General features: G+C 61.4%; 13 protein-coding genes and 1 tRNA gene. 4 read left to right on the top strand and 10 right to left on the bottom strand.

Going from position 1 to position 17319, the window contains the following annotated elements; genetic code table 11:
• Positions 1-20: 20 nt before the first annotated feature.
• The 8 genes from ABZ728_RS14895 to ABZ728_RS14860 all read right to left on the bottom strand — a co-directional run bounded on the left by ABZ728_RS14895 (position 21) and on the right by ABZ728_RS14860 (position 9115).
• The gene (locus ABZ728_RS14895) at positions 21-1841 is read right to left on the bottom strand and encodes an ABC transporter ATP-binding protein (RefSeq protein ID WP_366657004.1); all 1821 of its coding nucleotides are present in this window, start codon (positions 1839-1841) and stop codon (positions 21-23) included.
• Positions 1838-3007: a nucleotidyltransferase family protein gene (locus ABZ728_RS14890; RefSeq protein WP_366657003.1), complete on the bottom strand. Its 1170-nt coding sequence runs from the start codon at positions 3005-3007 to the stop codon at positions 1838-1840. Before ABZ728_RS14890 ends, ABZ728_RS14895 begins: the two co-directional genes overlap by 4 nt.
• A gap of 65 nt (positions 3008-3072) precedes the next feature.
• Positions 3073-3312: a hypothetical protein gene (locus tag ABZ728_RS14885; RefSeq protein WP_366657002.1), complete on the bottom strand. Its 240-nt coding sequence runs from the start codon at positions 3310-3312 to the stop codon at positions 3073-3075.
• Between the two features lie 48 nt (positions 3313-3360).
• Positions 3361-3437, bottom strand: a tRNA-Ile gene (locus ABZ728_RS14880).
• Between the two features lie 95 nt (positions 3438-3532).
• Positions 3533-3988, bottom strand: a complete 456-nt coding sequence (locus ABZ728_RS14875) for a hypothetical protein (RefSeq protein WP_366657001.1) — start codon at positions 3986-3988, stop codon at positions 3533-3535.
• Between the two features lie 90 nt (positions 3989-4078).
• Positions 4079-6217, bottom strand: coding sequence for an RNA polymerase sigma factor RpoD (gene rpoD / locus ABZ728_RS14870; RefSeq protein ID WP_366657000.1), 2139 nt, complete (start codon positions 6215-6217; stop codon positions 4079-4081).
• Between the two features lie 390 nt (positions 6218-6607).
• A complete protein-coding gene (dnaG, locus tag ABZ728_RS14865) occupies positions 6608-8617 on the bottom strand; it encodes a DNA primase (protein ID WP_366656999.1) in 2010 nt (669 codons plus the stop codon).
• Between the two features lie 36 nt (positions 8618-8653).
• A complete protein-coding gene (locus tag ABZ728_RS14860; protein ID WP_366656998.1) occupies positions 8654-9115 on the bottom strand; it encodes a GatB/YqeY domain-containing protein in 462 nt (153 codons plus the stop codon).
• A 424-nt stretch (positions 9116-9539) separates the two neighbouring features.
• Between ABZ728_RS14860 and carA the strand changes: the two genes are divergently transcribed.
• The 4 genes from carA to ABZ728_RS14840 all read left to right on the top strand — a co-directional run bounded on the left by carA (position 9540) and on the right by ABZ728_RS14840 (position 15964).
• Positions 9540-10748 (top strand): glutamine-hydrolyzing carbamoyl-phosphate synthase small subunit, encoded by a 1209-nt coding sequence (carA, locus tag ABZ728_RS14855; protein WP_366656997.1) that lies wholly within the window; start codon positions 9540-9542, stop codon positions 10746-10748.
• A 143-nt stretch (positions 10749-10891) separates the two neighbouring features.
• Positions 10892-14188, top strand: a complete 3297-nt coding sequence (gene carB, locus ABZ728_RS14850) for a carbamoyl-phosphate synthase large subunit (RefSeq protein WP_366656996.1) — start codon at positions 10892-10894, stop codon at positions 14186-14188.
• 171 nt (positions 14189-14359) lie between these two features.
• Positions 14360-14833, top strand: coding sequence for a transcription elongation factor GreA (gene greA / locus ABZ728_RS14845; protein ID WP_366657201.1), 474 nt, complete (start codon positions 14360-14362; stop codon positions 14831-14833).
• A 72-nt stretch (positions 14834-14905) separates the two neighbouring features.
• Positions 14906-15964 carry an AI-2E family transporter gene (locus tag ABZ728_RS14840; RefSeq protein WP_366656995.1) on the top strand — a complete coding sequence of 353 codons (1059 nt, stop codon included), beginning with the start codon at positions 14906-14908 and terminating at the stop codon, positions 15962-15964.
• Positions 15965-15997: 33 nt separating this feature from the next.
• On the opposite strand, the gene ABZ728_RS14835 is transcribed toward ABZ728_RS14840, so the two are convergent.
• Entirely contained in the window at positions 15998-16507 is a 510-nt protein-coding gene (locus ABZ728_RS14835; RefSeq protein WP_366656994.1) for an Lrp/AsnC family transcriptional regulator, read from the bottom strand.
• A gap of 198 nt (positions 16508-16705) precedes the next feature.
• On the bottom strand, positions 16706-17248 hold the full coding sequence (locus ABZ728_RS14830) for a hypothetical protein (RefSeq protein ID WP_366656993.1): 543 nt from the start codon (positions 17246-17248) through the stop codon (positions 16706-16708).
• Positions 17249-17319 lie beyond the last annotated feature (71 nt).

Below are 17319 nucleotides of genomic sequence, written 5' to 3'. Positions count from 1 at the left end.
TTCCAGCCCCTGCGCATCGCTTAAGGGTTCGCAGAGCGGAACGGCCGGGCCTGTCGCTCGAAGAGTTGCGCATAACGGCCCTGCCGGGCGACCAGGGCCTCGTGGGTGCCGTGCTCCAGGACCTTGCCATCACTGAGCATGTAGATGGTGTCGGCCATGCGAATGGTGGACAGCCGGTGCGAGATGATCAGCGCCCCCCGGCCTTCCAGCCTGGCGCGAAAATTGTCGAAAAGCTCGGCTTCGGCACGCGGGTCGACGGCGCTGGTGGGTTCGTCCATGATGATGAATTCGGAATGCGGGAAGAACGCCCGCGACAGCGCGACGCGTTGCCATTGCCCGAGACTGAGTTCGTGACCGTCGTCGAAGAGTTTGGTCAACGGAGTTTCCAGCCCTTTCGGAAGCCGCCGGATGAAGTCGCTGCCCCCGCCCAGATCGGCGGCGTGCGCTATTCTCGGATCGCCACCTTCGACGGTGATATCACCGAAGCGAATATTTTCACCGACCGTTTCGGCGTAGCGTGCGTAATCCTGGAAGATGACGCTGAATATCCGCCGGTATTCGACCGGATCGAACTCGCGGATATCGACGCCATCCAGCGTTATGCTGCCCTCGGTGGGATCATAGAGGCGGCAGAGCAGCTTGATCAGCGAGGTCTTTCCCGAGCCGTTCTCGCCGACGATGGCCGTGATCTTTCCCGCCTGCAGTTCGAAATCCACGCTGGAAAGGGCGGGGGTCTCGGTGGCCGGATAAGTGAAGGTGACCCCGTGAAAGCGTATACCTTGGCGAATTGGGTGCGGTAGCAGCGCCGGCTGTGCCGGCGTCGTGATTTCGGGGCTGACCTCGAAGAAACTGAAAAGATGCGACAGGTAGAGCTGGTGGTCGTAGGTCCCCGACAATGCCGTGACAAATTCGCGTCCGCTGGCTTCGGCGCGCCGGAAAAGCAGCAGGAAAAGCACAAGATCGCCCAGCCCTGTCGTTCCTTCGATCACGCGCAACACCAGCCATGTCGTGGCACCGAAGAAGACCAGCGCCGCAGCCGCCGCAGCGCCGACCTCGGCCACCATTTTGCGCTTTTCGATGGATAGCTGTTCCGAACGGATCTGGCGGCGCAGGCGACTGTAGCGGTCGCGCAGCTCGCCCCCGAGCCGGCCTATACGCAGTTCCTTGGCGTGTTCGGCCGACGTCAGCAGCCAGTCCAGATACTCGGCGCGGCGTTCCATCTGCGCACGGCGATGCCGCCACAGATGGAGCAGACGCGTGAAATGCATCCGCACCACCAGGGCCGCCGCCATGCTTACCACAATAATCGGGACCAGCCGCCAGTCCAGCGCCGCCATCAGGACGAGAATTGCTACGAGAAAGAGCACACTGCGGAGAAGCTGCGAAAGGGTGGTGATGACCATCGCCGGCCGCTGGCTTCCGGCCGCACGGGCGCGCTGCAGTGAGTCGTAGTATTGCGGATTTTCGTAGAACGATAGGTCTACCTGGATGGCGCGTTCGTGGATCAAGCGGTCGACGTAGTCCGCAACCTCCATGCCTTGCCGCTGACCCGCATAGTCGCCGAGGCGCTGAAAGGCGACGGCCAGCACCATCATCAGGCCGATCAACCCGAGATACAGGAATATCTGCGCCGGATTCGCGATGCTGCCCCCCTCCCCGAGTTGCTCGGAGACGACATCGACCAGCAGCTTGACGAAATAGAGCAGCGCGATCCCGAAGACCGCCTCGGCAACTAACAGGACGGCCACGACGAGGCTCAGGCCACGGCTGCTGAAACGCAAGAGGTCGTAAAGCTTGCGCCACAGGCTCAGGCTCTGGCGCGCTCGGGCAGTGAGGGTCATTGCCGTCGAGCCCGTTGCAGCCGTTGAATAGCGTAGCGGGGAATCCGGTAACCGGTCGCCAGCGCATAGCGTAGTCGACGCAGCCTGAACCCCCCTGGCAAGGCGCGGAAATCCGCGTAACTCGGCCTGAACTTCTTCAACAACGTCAATTGCAGGAAGCGCCAGCGCGACACCGGCATTCTCTGCCATTCGAAGGAGAAGGCATTCAGGACTTGTCCCTGACGCATCTGCGCCTCGAGTTCGTCATCGCCGGCAAGGCCGTCGACGCAGGCGCGCAGCAGATCGCCGCCGGGCGTCGCGCGATCGAGATCGGCCGGGTGAAGCGCGTTCGATGCCAGTTCGTGGAATTCGAGCGTCGCGGCGACCGTGGTGTCGAGCTTTACGGCGCGCGCATAGTCCAGAACCGCGCCCCGGTCGAATTCGGGATGCGCACAGATCGCGTCGAGATCGGCGAGCCAGTTGAGCTTGCTCCACAAGTGGCGTGTGTGGTGATAGCAGATGAAGGTAATATGCGGGGCATCCGGCAACACCTTGATGCGGTGGTTCCGGGTCGCCGTTTCCTGTGCATCGCGCAGAAGATCGTCGGTGCGGAACAGCTTCGTGTGCTGGTCGATCTCTCCATGGATTTCCACCAGTAATCCCTGCGGCATCAGCACGCTCGGGACCGGGTTCATATACACGAACTCTGCGAGCTTATCCTCGGTGCTCAAGTCAAATTCAGTGTCCGGTTCGTCTTTCAGAAAGACTGTGCAGCCCTGATTGATCGCGCAAAGCAGCATCTCGGGCAGGCGATCGGGCGGCACCAGAATGTCGACATCCCGGAACATTCGCAGTGCCGGGTCCGGATAGAAACGGGCCGCCAGGGCGCGGCCCTTCAAATATGCATAGGGCACGCCCGATGCGAGGACGCAGCGTTCGTGGAACCAGTCGAAGGCCGCGTGCCAGCGGAGCATTCCCGACGTCCCGAGCAGAGCAAGGGGGCGCATGATCGCCAATACGTCGTCGGTAGGCGCGCCACGCCCCAGCGCGGCAAGGTTCTGGTAGACCAGGGGCAGGACGTATTTGCGCCATGCGGTGTCGACGAGTGCCTGCCAATCAACAACCTGCCGAACAAGCACGCGCGCGCGTTCCTGCTGCGCGGCCGACAGGGCGGGGCGCGACAGCAAAAGCAGAAGTCGCACCTCGGAGGGCAGGAGAACCGGATGGATCAGGGCGAGAGCAGACGCCTGGGTCATGAAAGCTCGCTGGTATCGCGAAAAGCAAGCATGGCGCTGTAACCCGATACCTGACCGAAACCAAAGCGGGTAAATGTTAATGAAATCGCGGCTTTGAGGCAAGACGCATCACACGGGGTGTCGATAACCCGTGACCAGGCGTTGGCGGTCGCCGCATCTGCCCGGCTGGCGCGAACACGGCGTGCACCGGTTGACGGGCACACCGGATAAGTCCGCCGAACCACGTTCAGGTTCATTGAACCGGAACGCAGTCCGTAACCTAAAAGTCAAATGATTGAAAATCTTGGTGGGCCCGGAGGGACTCGAACCCCCAACCAGACCGTTATGAGCGGCCGGCTCTAACCAGTTGAGCTACAGGCCCCAACCGTTGCGAAGGGTTAGCCTTCCCGGTCGTTCGCGTCAACGATCAATTGCCGCTGTCGCGCCACCGATGCCAGGGCCGATGGCACGGCAGCCCTAGTCGTCGGTCTGGCGGAGAGAAACTATATAAGCTACAAGATCGGCTTTTTCCCGTTCATACAGGACATCCGTCGGCATATCGATCGGAGCGCCGAGGCTGTAGACCGGGTGGGTCTCATCCATGAAGTCCAGAAGCGAACTTCGCGTCGTGTCCGGTCTGTTTGCCACGGCAACAAAGGCCGGCGCTCCGGCCTCGACACCCGGCGCCGTAGCGTCAACCTGGTGACACGACGAACACCAGCGCTGCGCGGTGAACCGGCCCTGAACGACACTGCCGGTCATCGCGTGCGCGTCTTCTTCTGCGCCAGAACTGGCGACGTCCCCGGTTCCAGCGGAATCACTGCACGCCGCAACAAGCGACAGAGCCAGAAACACGACGCAACCTTTCACCGGGCGCGAATTCACGGCATCACGGCCGAAACCGGGCTTCAGCGCCATCCCTTTAGCTGCCATCTATCTTTTGTCCTGCCACTGAAATGCTGCGAAAATATCCCGTGAACGAGGGGCCGACGCCACCCGGCGCCAACAACCGCCCCCAGCGCCTCAGGTATCCAGAAACGAGCGCAGCTTACGCGACCGTGAGGGATGCTTCAACTTGCGCAGGGCCTTGGCTTCGATCTGCCGGATACGCTCCCGGGTCACCGAGAACTGCTGCCCGACCTCTTCCAAGGTATGGTCGGTGTTCATCCCGATGCCGAAGCGCATGCGCAGAACCCGCTCCTCACGCGGGGTCAAGCTGGCCAGGACCCGCGTCGTGGTCTCGCGCAGATTGGACTGGATCGCAGCGTCCAAAGGCTGAACCGCGTTCTTGTCCTCGATGAAATCGCCAAGATAGCTGTCTTCCTCGTCCCCGATCGGCGTTTCAAGGCTGATGGGCTCCTTGGCGATCTTGAGCACCTTGCGGACTTTTTCCAGCGGCATCATCAGCCGCTCCGCCAGTTCTTCCGGCGTCGGCTCGCGGCCGATCTCGTGCAGCATCTGCCGGCTTGTCCGGACCAGCTTGTTGATCGTCTCGATCATGTGGACCGGGATACGGATCGTCCGCGCCTGATCGGCGATGGACCGGGTAATCGCCTGACGAATCCACCATGTCGCATAGGTCGAGAACTTGTAGCCACGCCGGTACTCGAACTTGTCAACCGCCTTCATCAGGCCGATATTTCCCTCCTGGATCAGATCCAGGAACTGCAGGCCGCGGTTCGTATATTTTTTCGCAATGGAAATCACGAGACGCAGGTTTGCCTCGACCATTTCCTTTTTCGCCCGGCCAGCTTCCTTTTCTCCCTTCTGGACGGTCGCGACGATGCGCCGGAACTCGGACACCGGCAGACCGGCCTGTTCGGACACGTCACGGATCGCGGATCGAATCACCTGCGCCTGCTCGCCGCTCCGATCGACGAACCGGCCCCAGCGCTTGTCCTTGGCCTTGACCCGCTCGACCCATGTCGGATCCAGCTCACGGCCGAAATATTCTTTCAGGAAATCGTCACGCGGAATCTTGGCGTCGGTCGCCAGGCGCATGAGCTTGCCCTCGTGCCCCACCAGCGTCCGATTGAGCACGTAGAGTTGCTCGACCAGTTGTTCGATACGGGCGTTGTTGAGACGCACGCCGTCCATCAGGCGAACGAGGTCCGATCGCTGCTTTTCGTATTTTGCGTCCGCTGTTTTGGGTGGTGGCTCGCCGCGCTGAAGATGAGACAGCCGCTGCTCTTGCAGCTTGTACATCTTGCCATACGTTTCCTCGATCTGGTCGAACGTTTCGAGGACCTGTGGCTTCAGCGCCTCTTCCATCGCCGATAGCGACATGCCCACGCCGTCGTCATCGAGGTCGTCTTCGTCGCCGTCATCGACCCTGGGCTCGTCATCATTCGATGCAGATGTGCCCGGTACCGCGCCTGATGCTTGCGTCGATGCGGCATTGCCGGACTGTCCGCCGCCGGTCCGGAGCGCCGAATGGACGGCCTGCCCGGCAATCGGGTTGGTTCCTGCCCCATCTCCGGATCGATCCGCATTCGGCTCGCCGTCAGCCGCTCCGGCGGCATCGGCGGTTTCCGATTGGCCCGTCCCCGACTGGCCCGCTCCGGCGCTATTGTCCGGCCCGTTTCCGCCATCAGGTCCGGCGCCATAGGTAGCGTCGAGATCGATGATATCGCGAAGCAGCAGTTTGCCTTCCTTGATGGCATTATGCCATTCGATGATGGCGCGAATGGTCAGCGGACTTTCGCAGATGCCGCCGATCATCATCTCGCGGCCAGCCTCGATCCGCTTGGCGATGGCGATCTCACCCTCGCGCGAAAGCAGCTCCACCGACCCCATTTCACGCAGATACATCCGAACGGGATCGTCCGTTCGACCGATCTCATCATCGTCCAGATTGCCTGATACGCGGGAATCGCCGTCCTTGTCGGCTTCCGGAGCCGCACTGGCGGAGTCGTCGGCCTCCTCCGGTTCGATCACATTGATCCCCATCTCCGACAGGGCCGCCATGACGTCTTCGATCTGCTCCGATGACGTCTGGTCGGGGGGAAGAACGGCGTTCAGCTCATCATACGTGATGTAGCCCCGTTCTTTGCCCTTGGAGATGATCTTCTTGATCGACTGGCCGACATTGTCCAGAAGCGGACCTTCACCAGCATCGTCGCGGGCTTCGTTCGTCTCCGCGGAATTCGTCGTCTTCGCCATATACTACTCGCAATTTCCGTCCGACAAACGGGACCGTCCGATCAGATTATCCTCGTCGAAAGCGACGATGGGCCGCGCGGCAACCCGCGCCATCCATTGCCTGTGTTCGGTCGCACTGGGCGCCGAAAACCTGCGACGAGGCCGGAACCCCCACTGAAACGTCGATGCCCGCAAACGACCCGGGTCGGCTGCGGGCATGGACGAAACGTGCAGAGGTCAACTCAATGGAACCATAGCCACCGGCATTGCGCTATGAACTGCACCAAACAGGACAGTATAAAAGAGCCTGAACATCCGCATTCATTCGTGTCTCCTTATTGAAAAATGGGCCGTGTTGCGAGCCTGGCAAGCGATCTGCAGCTGACCCATCCGTATGGAGCCGCGCCGAGTTCACGGGCCGGTGCCACGGTTTTCCGCAACGATGGACTTGAGGGCCGATATCCGCTGCCGATTGCCTTCGGACGGATCGCCCTCGAGCAGTGACAGTGCCCGCCTGATCTCGTCACGCACCTCACGAACGCCATGTAAACGCCATGTTTCTCGCCACCCGTCGATCGCAGCCTCGTCGCTCCTGTCGGATCCCACATATGGCGCATGGTCGTAAACGCCCGAAAGGTCAAGTCTTTTCAGCGCATCAGTATCGAGTGAATTGATTAGATGGCCTTTGGCGGCTTCCGAATCAAGGACGGTCTCACCCTGCGCGTCCGCAGCGCCCGGCACTGGCCCCGGTTGAGTCTCCAAGTCGGCCCCGGTTTCCGATTCATATGCCGAAAGCACGGCTATTACCTTTTGGCGCAGTCTGTCGAGTTGGGCATCCTCGATACGCAGCAGCCCCAGAACTTCGCCATATTCGTCGAAGGCACGCGGGTGATTGATGATCAGGGCCAACAATATCAGCGGCATCAACGATCGCGCGTTCGTTACCCGCGACGGCGGCTCGACCGGCAATGGCGCGTAGCGGGACACATGGGAACCACCCGCACCAGCCGCGCGAGCACCATTCGCGCGGCCCTGGTTCCCGAACCAGCCGCCTCTCCCTCGTCCGCCGGATTTCCACGCTCCGCGCGAATCGGATCCCGAACCCGGTCGGGCACTTCTGCCGTTATCGTTACCCCATCCTGCGAATCGGTTGCCCGATGGGAAAACTTCGGCCAGGCGGTCCCGGAAATGCTGCTGATAATAGGTACGAACCGTTGAGTCTCCGATCGACTGCGCCCGTTGGTCGAGCCCTGCCCTGAGTCCCGCCAGACCTTCCGGTGCGCTGACATCGTGACGGGCATATTCCTCGCGCCACACGATTTCGGCCAGGGGCAGCGCCGCCGTCAGGACCTTGCGCACAGCCTCTGTGCCGTCACGACGCACCAGCGAATCCGGATCGTCGCCCGACGGCAGAAACGCGATCTTGATCGTATGGTCCGGACGCAGTCGGGGCAACACCCGTTCCGCTGCGCGAAATGCAGCCCGAAGCCCGGCATTGTCGCCATCGAAACAGATCACCGGCGCGCGCGAGACCTGCCAGAGAACATCGACCTGCTCTTCGGTCAGCGCCGTTCCCAGCGGCGCGACGGCGCCGTGAAAACCGGCCCGCACCAGTGCCACGACATCCATATAGCCTTCGACCACGATCAATCCGTGCCCGCGCTGCACGGCGGGTGCGGCACCGGCAAGGTTGTACAGAAGCCGGCCCTTGTGAAAAATCGGGCCATCGGGACTGTTGAGATATTTCGGGCCATTGTCGTTGAGCGCACGGCCTCCGAACGCCACGACGCGCCCACGTCGGTCGGTGACGGGAAAGACGATCCGGTCGCGGAAAAACGCGTACGGCTTGCGACCGTCCTCCGGTGTACGAATGAGACCGGCCTCTTCAATTGCCGCCGGGTCGAACTCTCGCGCCGTCAGGTGCTCCACCAGCCTTTGACCGGCCGCGGGCGCGTATCCGATCCGGAACCGGGTGATCGCCGCATCGTCCAATCCGCGTCCCTTAAGGTAGTCACGTGCGGTTTCACCGTCACGCGTGTTCAAAGCACCTTGAAAATAGCGGCACGCCTCCTCGACCAGATCATGAAGGGTCTTGCGACGCTTTTCCCGCGCCTGATCACCAGGCGCCGGCCTCGGCACTTCCATTCCCGCCATCGACGCGAGCGTCTCAACGGCGTCCATAAAGGACAGGCCGTCATGATCGGTCAGAAAGCCGATGTGATCGCCATGGGCACCGCAGCCGAAGCAGTGAAAGAAGCCCTTGTCGTTGTTGACTGTGAAACTGGGGGATTTTTCCTTGTGAAACGGGCAGAGGCCGGAATATTCCCGCCCTGCCTTCTTTAGACGTACGGACCGTCCGACCAGATCAGACAGCCCGATACGGCTCTTTACGTCCTCAAGGAACGACGGCGGTATCGACACGTCAGCCCCTCCGGTTTCTACGCACGCTTTGCCCGATCAGCCACTGAGCGCCGCTTTGGCGACGCCGCTCGCCTTCGAAAAATCCATGGTCCCGCCGTGGCGGGACTTCAATGTCGCCATTGTACGTCCCATATCCTTCAGCCCGGTAGCGCCGATTTCCGCGATGACCGCATTCACGGCCTCGCGGATCTGGTCGTCCGACATCTGCTGGGGCAGGAACCGCTCAATGATCGCGATCTCTGCCTGCTCCCCCTCGGCCAGATCGACCCGCGCACCCTGCTCGTAGAGCGCAATGCTCTCGCGGCGCTGTTTGACCATTGTCTGGAGCAATGAAACGATCTCCTGATCGTCCAGGCCGTCCTGGCGTCCCGTCTTGGTTCGAACCGCGATATCCCTGTCCTTCAGCGCTGCAAGGATAAGACGAATGGTGCGCACCGTCCGATCGTCACGCTCCTTCATCGCCTGCTTCAGGCTATCGGTCAGTCTTTGGCGAATCATCGAATCAGGCCTCCGGCAAGCCATGCCGACGATCGACAGGCCGAGATTGTCCCTATTGCTGCCGCGCCCCGATCTGGGGTTTCCCGACAGAAGTCTACTGATCTGCTGCAGCACGCAACACCTAAAGATCGGATTTTCATGAACGGAACTGGATGAATGGGCCGCAAACCGTAATCCGTGACGCCGCTTCGCGAACCCTCGCGGCACGACCGCTCAACCCGCAGTTCCAAGGCCCGCCTGTCGTTGATCCTGTTCCGGATCAGGCGTTCTGCACGGCACTCGGTCCAGACATGCTCCGGGATCACTGGCGTTCTACCCCGGAATCATGCTTTATCGGATTGCCGATCCTCGTGGCCGACCGCCCCGAGTTAGGAGGTCGGCGCGTCTTCGTCAATTGCAAAGTCGATATCGGGCAGACATACCTATGATGCAGTCCACACCTTTCAGCTCAACGGCCAGCGCCCCGGCACCTTCGTCGGGCTCCCGATCGGGAGTGCGCGAGGCCACCGGCGCTCTCGTCCTTGCGGATGGAACTGTCTTCCGCGGCCGCGGGATCGGCGCCCACGGCCGTGCCGTCGGCGAGGTGTGCTTCAATACCGGCATGACCGGCTATCAGGAGACCCTGACCGACCCGTCATATGCCGGCCAGATCGTTACGTTCACCTTTCCCCATATCGGCAATGTCGGCGCCAATGTCGAAGACGTTGAAACAACGACGCCGGCCGCTCGCGGCCTCATCGTCCGGCATGACCCGACCGCGCCATCAAACTGGCGCTCTGAACGGTCGCTGGACGACTGGCTCAAGATGAACGGCATCGTCGGCCTGTCGGGCATCGATACCCGGCGGCTCACCCGGCGCATCCGCGACGGCGGCCCGCCGGTCGGCGTGATCGTGAATGCCCCCGATGGAAATCTGGACATCGATGCCGCTCTCGACGAGGCCAGGGCATGGCCGGGTCTGGAAGGTATGGATCTGGCCCGCGACGTGACGTGCACGCAGACGTACAGCTGGCGTGAAACGTGCTGGTCGCTCAACGACGGCTATGGCGTGCAGGACAACCCGACCCGGCACGTCGTCGCCATCGACTATGGCGCCAAACGCAATATATTGCGGTGCCTCGCCACGGCGGGATGCCGTGTGACCGTTGTACCGGCGACGGCCACGGCGGAAGACATTCTGTCCCATCGGCCCGACGGAATCTTCCTGAGCAACGGTCCGGGCGATCCGTCCGCCACGGGCGCCTACGCGGTTCCGACACTGCGGTCAATTCTCCAGACGGACGTGCCGGTCATGGGAATTTGCCTCGGGCACCAGCTGCTGTCGCTGGCCCTGGGCGGTCAGACACGAAAGCTGGAGCGCGGCCACCGGGGCGCCAATCACCCGGTGAAGGATCTGGCGACCGGCAAGGTCGAGATCACGAGCCAGAATCACGGCTTCGCGGTCGTTCCGGAATCCCTGCCCGAGGGCATCGTTCCGTCGCATGTCAGCCTGTTCGATGGTACCAACGAAGGGATCCGGTTGCAGGACCGTCCTGTCTTTTCGGTTCAGTACCATCCCGAAGCATCGCCCGGGCCGGTCGACAGCCATTACCTGTTCGACAGGTTCATGGAAATGATCGACCGCAGGGCCTGACTGTCGCATCGACAGGCCTTCCAACGTTCCGGCGACGGCGCTATAACGGCGCCGCCCCTTGCAGGGCGGCGGGTTGCCGTCACAACCGTTCCTTACTGTTCCTTGCCCAAATTGGGCGCAATTGGCCGAGAGACCTTCGATCCATGCCCAAGCGCACCGATATCCGCTCGATCGCCATCATCGGCGCCGGCCCGATCGTCATCGGCCAGGCGTGCGAGTTCGACTATTCCGGGGCTCAGGCCTGCAAGGCGCTCAGGGCGGAGGGCTATCGCGTCGTTCTGGTCAACTCCAATCCCGCAACGATCATGACCGATCCGGAACTGGCCGACGCGACGTACATAGAGCCGATCACCCCGGCCACGGTCGCGCGCATCCTGGAACGGGAGCGCCCTGACGCGCTTTTGCCGACCATGGGCGGCCAAACTGCGCTGAATACGGCCATTGCCCTCGCGGAGGACGGCACGCTTGAGCGGCTCGGCATCGAAATGATCGGCGCCGACAAGGACGTGATCGCCAAGGCCGAGGACCGGCAGAAATTCCGTGAAGCCATGGACAGCATCGGCCTGGACAGTCCCCGGTCGCGTCTGGTCAGCGACTTTAATCAGGCAACCGATGCGCTAGAGTATGTTGGTCTGCCCGCCATTATCCGGCCCAGCTATACCCTTGGCGGCGCTGGCGGCGGCATTGCCTACAATCGGGAAGAATACGAAAACATTGTCCGCAACGGGTTGAGGCTCAGCCCGGTTCACCAGGTCCTGATCGAGGAATCCGTACTGGGTTGGAAAGAGTACGAGATGGAAGTGGTCCGGGATCGGGCCGACAACTGCATCATCATCTGCGCCATCGAGAACATCGACCCGATGGGGGTGCATACCGGCGACAGCATCACCGTCGCGCCGGCACTGACACTGACAGACAAAGAATACCAGATCATGCGAAGCGCCTCGATCGCGGTGCTGCGGGAGATCGGCGTCGATACCGGCGGTTCGAATGTGCAGTTTGCCGTCGACCCGGAGACTGGCCGACTGGTCGTGATCGAAATGAATCCGCGGGTATCGCGGTCGTCCGCCCTGGCGTCCAAGGCCACCGGATTTCCGATCGCCAAGGTGGCCGCAAAGCTGGCCGTCGGCTATACGCTTGACGAACTGACCAACGATATCACCCGCGTCACGCCGGCCAGTTTCGAGCCGACGATCGACTATGTGGTCACCAAGATTCCCCGGTTCACCTTCGAGAAATTCGCCGGCGCGGAACCGATGCTAAACACGTCGATGAAATCCGTCGGCGAGGCTATGGCCATCGGCCGCAGCTTTTCCGAGAGCTTTCAGAAAGCGCTGCGATCGTTGGAGACCGGCTGGACCGGCCTGAACGAGATCGCCATCGAAGGTCTCGACGACGGCGCGCCGGTCAAGGATCTCAATCCGGTGCGCGCGGCCCTGTCGCGGCCGACACCCGATCGAATTCTCGTCATCGCCCAGGCGCTGCGCCTCGGCATGTCGCCGGCCGAAATCACCAGTATCTGCAAATACGATCCGTGGTTCGTCGATCGGATCAACGAAATCGTGACTGCCGAAGCGGATTTGAAGAAGAACGGCCTGCCCGAATCACGCGGTGACTGGCTCGACCTGAAGATGATGGGGTTCGCGGATGCGCGCCTGGGCGAACTGGTCGGCATGGATGAGCGCGCGGTGTCGGCGGTGCGGCGGGCGCGGGACGTCACGCCGATTTACAAGCGGATCGATACCTGCGCCGGGGAGTTCTCGACCCCCACTTCGTACATGTATTCGTGCTATGAACCCGACGACGGCAACCCGCCCGATTGCGAAAGCCTGCCGACGGACCGCCGCAAGATCATCATCCTCGGCGGCGGGCCCAACAGGATCGGGCAGGGAATCGAGTTCGACTATTGCTGCGTCCACGCCGCCTATGCCCTGAAGGAGGCCGGCTACGAGACCATCATGGTCAACTGCAACCCGGAGACGGTATCCACTGACTACGATACATCGGACCGGCTCTATTTCGAGCCACTGACGACCGAAGATGTCATCGAGATCGTGCGCACGGAACAAAGAAACGGCGCCCTTCTGGGCGTCATCGTCCAGTTCGGCGGGCAGACACCGCTGAAGCTCGCCGGTGATCTCGAAGCCGCCGGCATACCGATCCTGGGCACACCCAAGGACGCCATCGACCGTGCGGAGGATCGCGAGCGGTTCGCCGACATGCTCAATGACATCGGCCTTCGCCAGCCTGCGAACGGTCTTGCCCGGTCGGCCGAAGAAGCCGAGCGGATCGCTGAACGGCTGGGCTATCCCCTGCTTCTGCGGCCGAGCTATGTCCTCGGCGGCCGCGCCATGGAGGTGATCCACAACCGCGAGGAATTGCGCCGCTACATCACTACGGCCGTTATCGTTTCGGGGCGCAACCCGGTACTGATCGACAGCTATCTTCAGGATGCCGTGGAGGTTGATGTCGACGCCGTCTCCGACGGCAGCGACGTCTATGTCGCCGGGATCATGGAGCACATCGAGGAAGCCGGAATCCACTCGGGCGACAGCGCCTGCGCCCTGCCGCCTCACAGTCTGACCGACGCCGTCATGGCGGCGATCGAGGATCAGACACGGCTTCTGGCCAAAGAGCTGGGCGTCGTCGGACTGATGAACGTGCAGTTCGCCATCAAGACACCCGAGGGAGGCCCCGAGAACGGGCCGGCCGAAATCTACATCATCGAGGTCAATCCCCGCGCCAGCCGGACCGTGCCGTTCGTCGCCAAGGCGACCGGCACGCCAATCGCCAAAATTGCCGCGCGGATCATGGCCGGCGAACCGCTGTCGACATTCCGCGACCAGAAGCTGCTGCTCGGCCACCGGCCACCCCATGTCGCGGTCAAGGAAGCCGTGTTCCCGTTCGCCCGATTCCCCGGGGTCGACACACTGCTCGGGCCGGAAATGAAGTCCACCGGCGAGGTCATGGGTCTCGACCGAAGCTTCGGCCGCGCCTTTCTCAAGTCACAGCTGGGCGCAGGGGTAACCCTGCCGCGGGAGGGACGGGCTTTCCTGTCCGTTCGCAACCGCGACAAGGCCAACCTGGAACCGATCGCCCGCGGTCTGGCCGCACTCGGCTTCACCCTGGTCGCTACGCGCGGCACCCAGGCCTTTCTCGCGTCGCACGGCCTGACGGTGACCACCGTCAACAAGGTGCTGGAAGGCCAGCCCCACATCGTCGATGAAATGAAGAACGGGGTCATCGACCTCGTCATCAATACGACCGATAGCGCCCAGGCCGTACGCGACAGCATGGGGTTGCGGCGAACCGCTCTGGTCAATACTATTCCCTATTATACGACGATCGCTGGGGCGCGCGCTGCGGTAGAGGCCATCGCCGCACTGAAGGAAGGTGAGCTTGAAGTCGAGGCGCTGCAATCTTATGTCTTCGGATCGTAACCTGCCGGGTGCCGGCCGGGAATTGTAACTGGCCGGGTATCATGACCGGCCTGGAACCGTGACTTGCCGGAGCCGCCGCAGCAGAGGTTGCGGCGGTTTATGTTCGTTAACGACTGGCGGGCGGCGTTAAGGTTATCGCCGCTCGAATTTTCCTTAGAAGGTAGACAGAATATGGAGAAGGTCCCGATGACCGCAACGGGCTACGCCCGTTTGCAGGACGAGCTAAAGTTTCTGAAATCGACCGCGCGACCGGAAGTCATCCGTGCGATCGCCGAGGCTCGAGAACATGGTGATCTCTCCGAGAATGCCGAATATCACGCCGCGCGGGAGCGTCAAAGCTTCATCGAAGGTCGTGTTCTGGAACTGGAAGACAAAATCGCCAGAGCCGAAGTTATTGATGTTTCCAAACTGTCGGGCGATATAATCAAGTTCGGCGCAACGGTAAGCCTCGCCGACGAGGATACTGATGAGGAAATCACCTATCAAATCGTCGGAGAAGACGAGAGTGACATCAAGGATGGCCGTATCTCCATCACCGCGCCGCTGGCTCGTGGCTTGATCGGTAAAAGTGTCGGCGATCTTGTCGAGGTTACGACCCCCAGCGGCGCCCGCTCGTACGAAGTGATTTCCGTCACCTATAACTGACCCATCCCGGGGGTTGCGTTTGCCCTGCTCCGGCGAATGCTACCCGGGGTCTCAATGTCGCTCGGGTAGCATATGAATATTGATCGGCGGATTGTCGTCTGGTGCCTGATCGCGGGCGTCGGCATACTGTTTCTGTGGTTCGTATCGGATATTCTGGCGCCTTTTCTAGTCGGGATACTGCTGGCGTATCTTTGCGACCCGGCCTGTCGCTGGCTTGAAGAGCGCGGTGTGCCCCGAATTGCGTCCGGTATGCTGATCGTCGGTGGATTCTTCGTCGCCATTGCGGGGCTTATCGTGGCGGCCATGCCGATCCTTATCTCGCAGGCTGCAGGGTTCGTCACTGCGCTCTCCGATCTTCAGCAAGCGATCGCCAACGAAGAACTGACACCGCTGATCATCCTGGACGAGTTCCTTCCCGACGGATGGGGCGACCGCATTATCGACATCGGCAGTGAATCCGTCGGCTGGGCAATGGAATCAGCCGGACAGGTCGGGCTGCAGCTACTTAGCGGCGGCATGGCTCTCTTCGACTTCGTCAGCCTGATGTTCATCACGCCGATCGTCGCGATTTTCGCAATGCGCGACTGGCCCGCCTTGCTGACGCATATGGACGATCTCGTTCCGCCAAAGCAAAGGCCGATCGTGCGCAGCCACGCACAGGCCGTCGATGACGCCATCAGCGCATGGATGCGCGGTCAGGTTCTGGTGTGCCTGATTCTGGCGGCTTTCTACAGCGTCGGATTGACTCTCCTTGGCCTTCAGTACGGCATCTTCATCGGGGTCGTTGCCGGCATTGCTGCATTCATACCGTTTCTGGGATTTGCAGTTGGGCTGGCACTGAGTCTCATCGCAGCCCTGGTGACCTTTGACAGCTTTTATCCGATCCTGGCAACGATCGGAGTCTTTCTGGCGGGACAAGCGCTGGAAAGCTATTACCTGACGCCTCGGCTGGTCGGCCGCAGCGTGGGATTGAGCGAGGTGTGGATTCTGTTCGCACTGTTGGCCGGCGGCGCGACGTTCGGCTTCGTCGGCATACTACTGGCCATGCCCGTAGCGGCGGTGCTCAACGTCCTCATTCGCAGTGCCATCACGGCCTACAAACAAAGCGCGCTCTACTACAACGAACTCTAGAACAGACCACGTTCGGCAATTGCCGCCTGCCCCTCATTCCTCGTCATGGTCATCCCCTGCGGGACCGACATTGACGTCGACGGGCACTCCGGGAAGGCTCTTGCCCGTCCGGATTGCGAGTGAAGATTTCACATGACTGACATTCGGCGCAGCCGTGAGTTGCGTCGTCAGAAACTTCTGATAGCTGTCCCAGTCTTCCGCAACGACTTTAAGCAGGAAATCGGTCTCCCCGGCCAACATGTGGCATTCCCGCACGAGAGGCCAGGATGCCACCAGATCCTCGAATGCCCGAAGATCGTTCTCGGCCTGGCTCGTCAGCCCGACATGGGCAAAGACCATAACGCCATAGCCCAAAGCCTCCGGGTTGATGTCCGCGTGGTAGCCGCGAATGAACTGGGCTTCCTCCAGCGCCCTGACGCGACGCAGACACGGCGGCGCCGAAATACCTGCCCGACGAGCCAGTTCGACATTGGTCATACGGCCATCGTCTTGCAGATCACGCAGGATCCGACGGTCGATTCGGTCAAGTTTGACGCGGCGCATTGATATCTCGCGGAACACTTTGAGGGTCATTTGGGTAAAGATATTACTCGTGCCGCATCAAACGCAAGGAGTAATAATATTCCCCTGCAGACCAGTCACAGCATCCGACCGAAGGAATGCAGCGGCCGGTCACACATCTGAAAATTTGAAATGGCCCCGGTCCGCTGTCAATTTGAACGATAACAAAAAGAAAAGGCGTCAGGCTGCAGCCGCCGCATCCGCATGCCCCGAAGCGTCGGCGACATCGTCTCCCCATTCCTCCTTGAGTTCGGCCTGCCGCGCGGTCATTTCGTCGATCTCTGCCTGATAGCGCATCGCCATGAACGTGCTCACCGCAGGCGGAACCGAAAAATAGAGCAGCCACCCGAGCGCAGCCGCAGCATACATGACGAGCCATGTAAAGGGATCCGCCAGCACCGATGCAACGCCATCGAGCGAATGGGTACCCCCCCACAGCGGTATGGCCGTCGACATCACGCCGCAGAAGTTCAGCGACCCGACCGTGATCGGCGCAAACTTGTTCGGGTCCCGATCGACGATAAGGGCCACGATCGTCGGCGCCATTCCCACCGCGAACAGCAGGGTCGTCGGCAAGGCAAGCAATGCAAAAGGAAGCGCGCAGATACCGATGAGCATCCCCAACTTCCAGCCGGTCGCCGGTCGCCTCCGGGCCTTACCCTGACGGGATACCAAGGGCGCGGTGCCGGACTTGGGGCCGCCCTGTTTCGAGACCGTCGTCATCGAGCGTACTTTCCATTTCCATTCGTGCGTGCCGATTGACAGGAGTCGGACGGCTCGCCAGTGGCTTCATC

Origin of the sequence: Fodinicurvata sp. EGI_FJ10296 (assembly GCF_040712075.1) — a bacterium.
Taxonomy (GTDB): Bacteria; Pseudomonadota; Alphaproteobacteria; order DSM-16000; family Inquilinaceae; genus JBFCVL01.
Note: the sequence above shows the minus strand (reverse complement) of the source record. Positions and strands in the feature narration are given on the sequence as shown.

What these genes read in the sequence shown, in the direction of transcription:
- ABZ728_RS14860 (WP_366656998.1), bottom strand. Translation starts at nt 9,115, where the DNA reads ATGATTCGCCAAAGACTGACCGATAGCCTGAAGCAGGCGATGAAGGAG.
- carA (WP_366656997.1), top strand. Translation starts at nt 9,540, where the DNA reads ATGATGCAGTCCACACCTTTCAGCTCAACGGCCAGCGCCCCGGCACCT.
- carB (WP_366656996.1), top strand. Translation starts at nt 10,892, where the DNA reads ATGCCCAAGCGCACCGATATCCGCTCGATCGCCATCATCGGCGCCGGC.
- ABZ728_RS14830 (WP_366656993.1), bottom strand. Translation starts at nt 17,248, where the DNA reads ATGACGACGGTCTCGAAACAGGGCGGCCCCAAGTCCGGCACCGCGCCC.
- greA (WP_366657201.1), top strand. Translation starts at nt 14,360, where the DNA reads ATGGAGAAGGTCCCGATGACCGCAACGGGCTACGCCCGTTTGCAGGAC.
- ABZ728_RS14835 (WP_366656994.1), bottom strand. Translation starts at nt 16,507, where the DNA reads ATGCGCCGCGTCAAACTTGACCGAATCGACCGTCGGATCCTGCGTGAT.
- ABZ728_RS14885 (WP_366657002.1), bottom strand. Translation starts at nt 3,312, where the DNA reads ATGAACCTGAACGTGGTTCGGCGGACTTATCCGGTGTGCCCGTCAACC.
- rpoD (WP_366657000.1), bottom strand. Translation starts at nt 6,217, where the DNA reads ATGGCGAAGACGACGAATTCCGCGGAGACGAACGAAGCCCGCGACGAT.
- ABZ728_RS14840 (WP_366656995.1), top strand. Translation starts at nt 14,906, where the DNA reads ATGAATATTGATCGGCGGATTGTCGTCTGGTGCCTGATCGCGGGCGTC.
- ABZ728_RS14895 (WP_366657004.1), bottom strand. Translation starts at nt 1,841, where the DNA reads ATGACCCTCACTGCCCGAGCGCGCCAGAGCCTGAGCCTGTGGCGCAAG.
- ABZ728_RS14875 (WP_366657001.1), bottom strand. Translation starts at nt 3,988, where the DNA reads ATGGCAGCTAAAGGGATGGCGCTGAAGCCCGGTTTCGGCCGTGATGCC.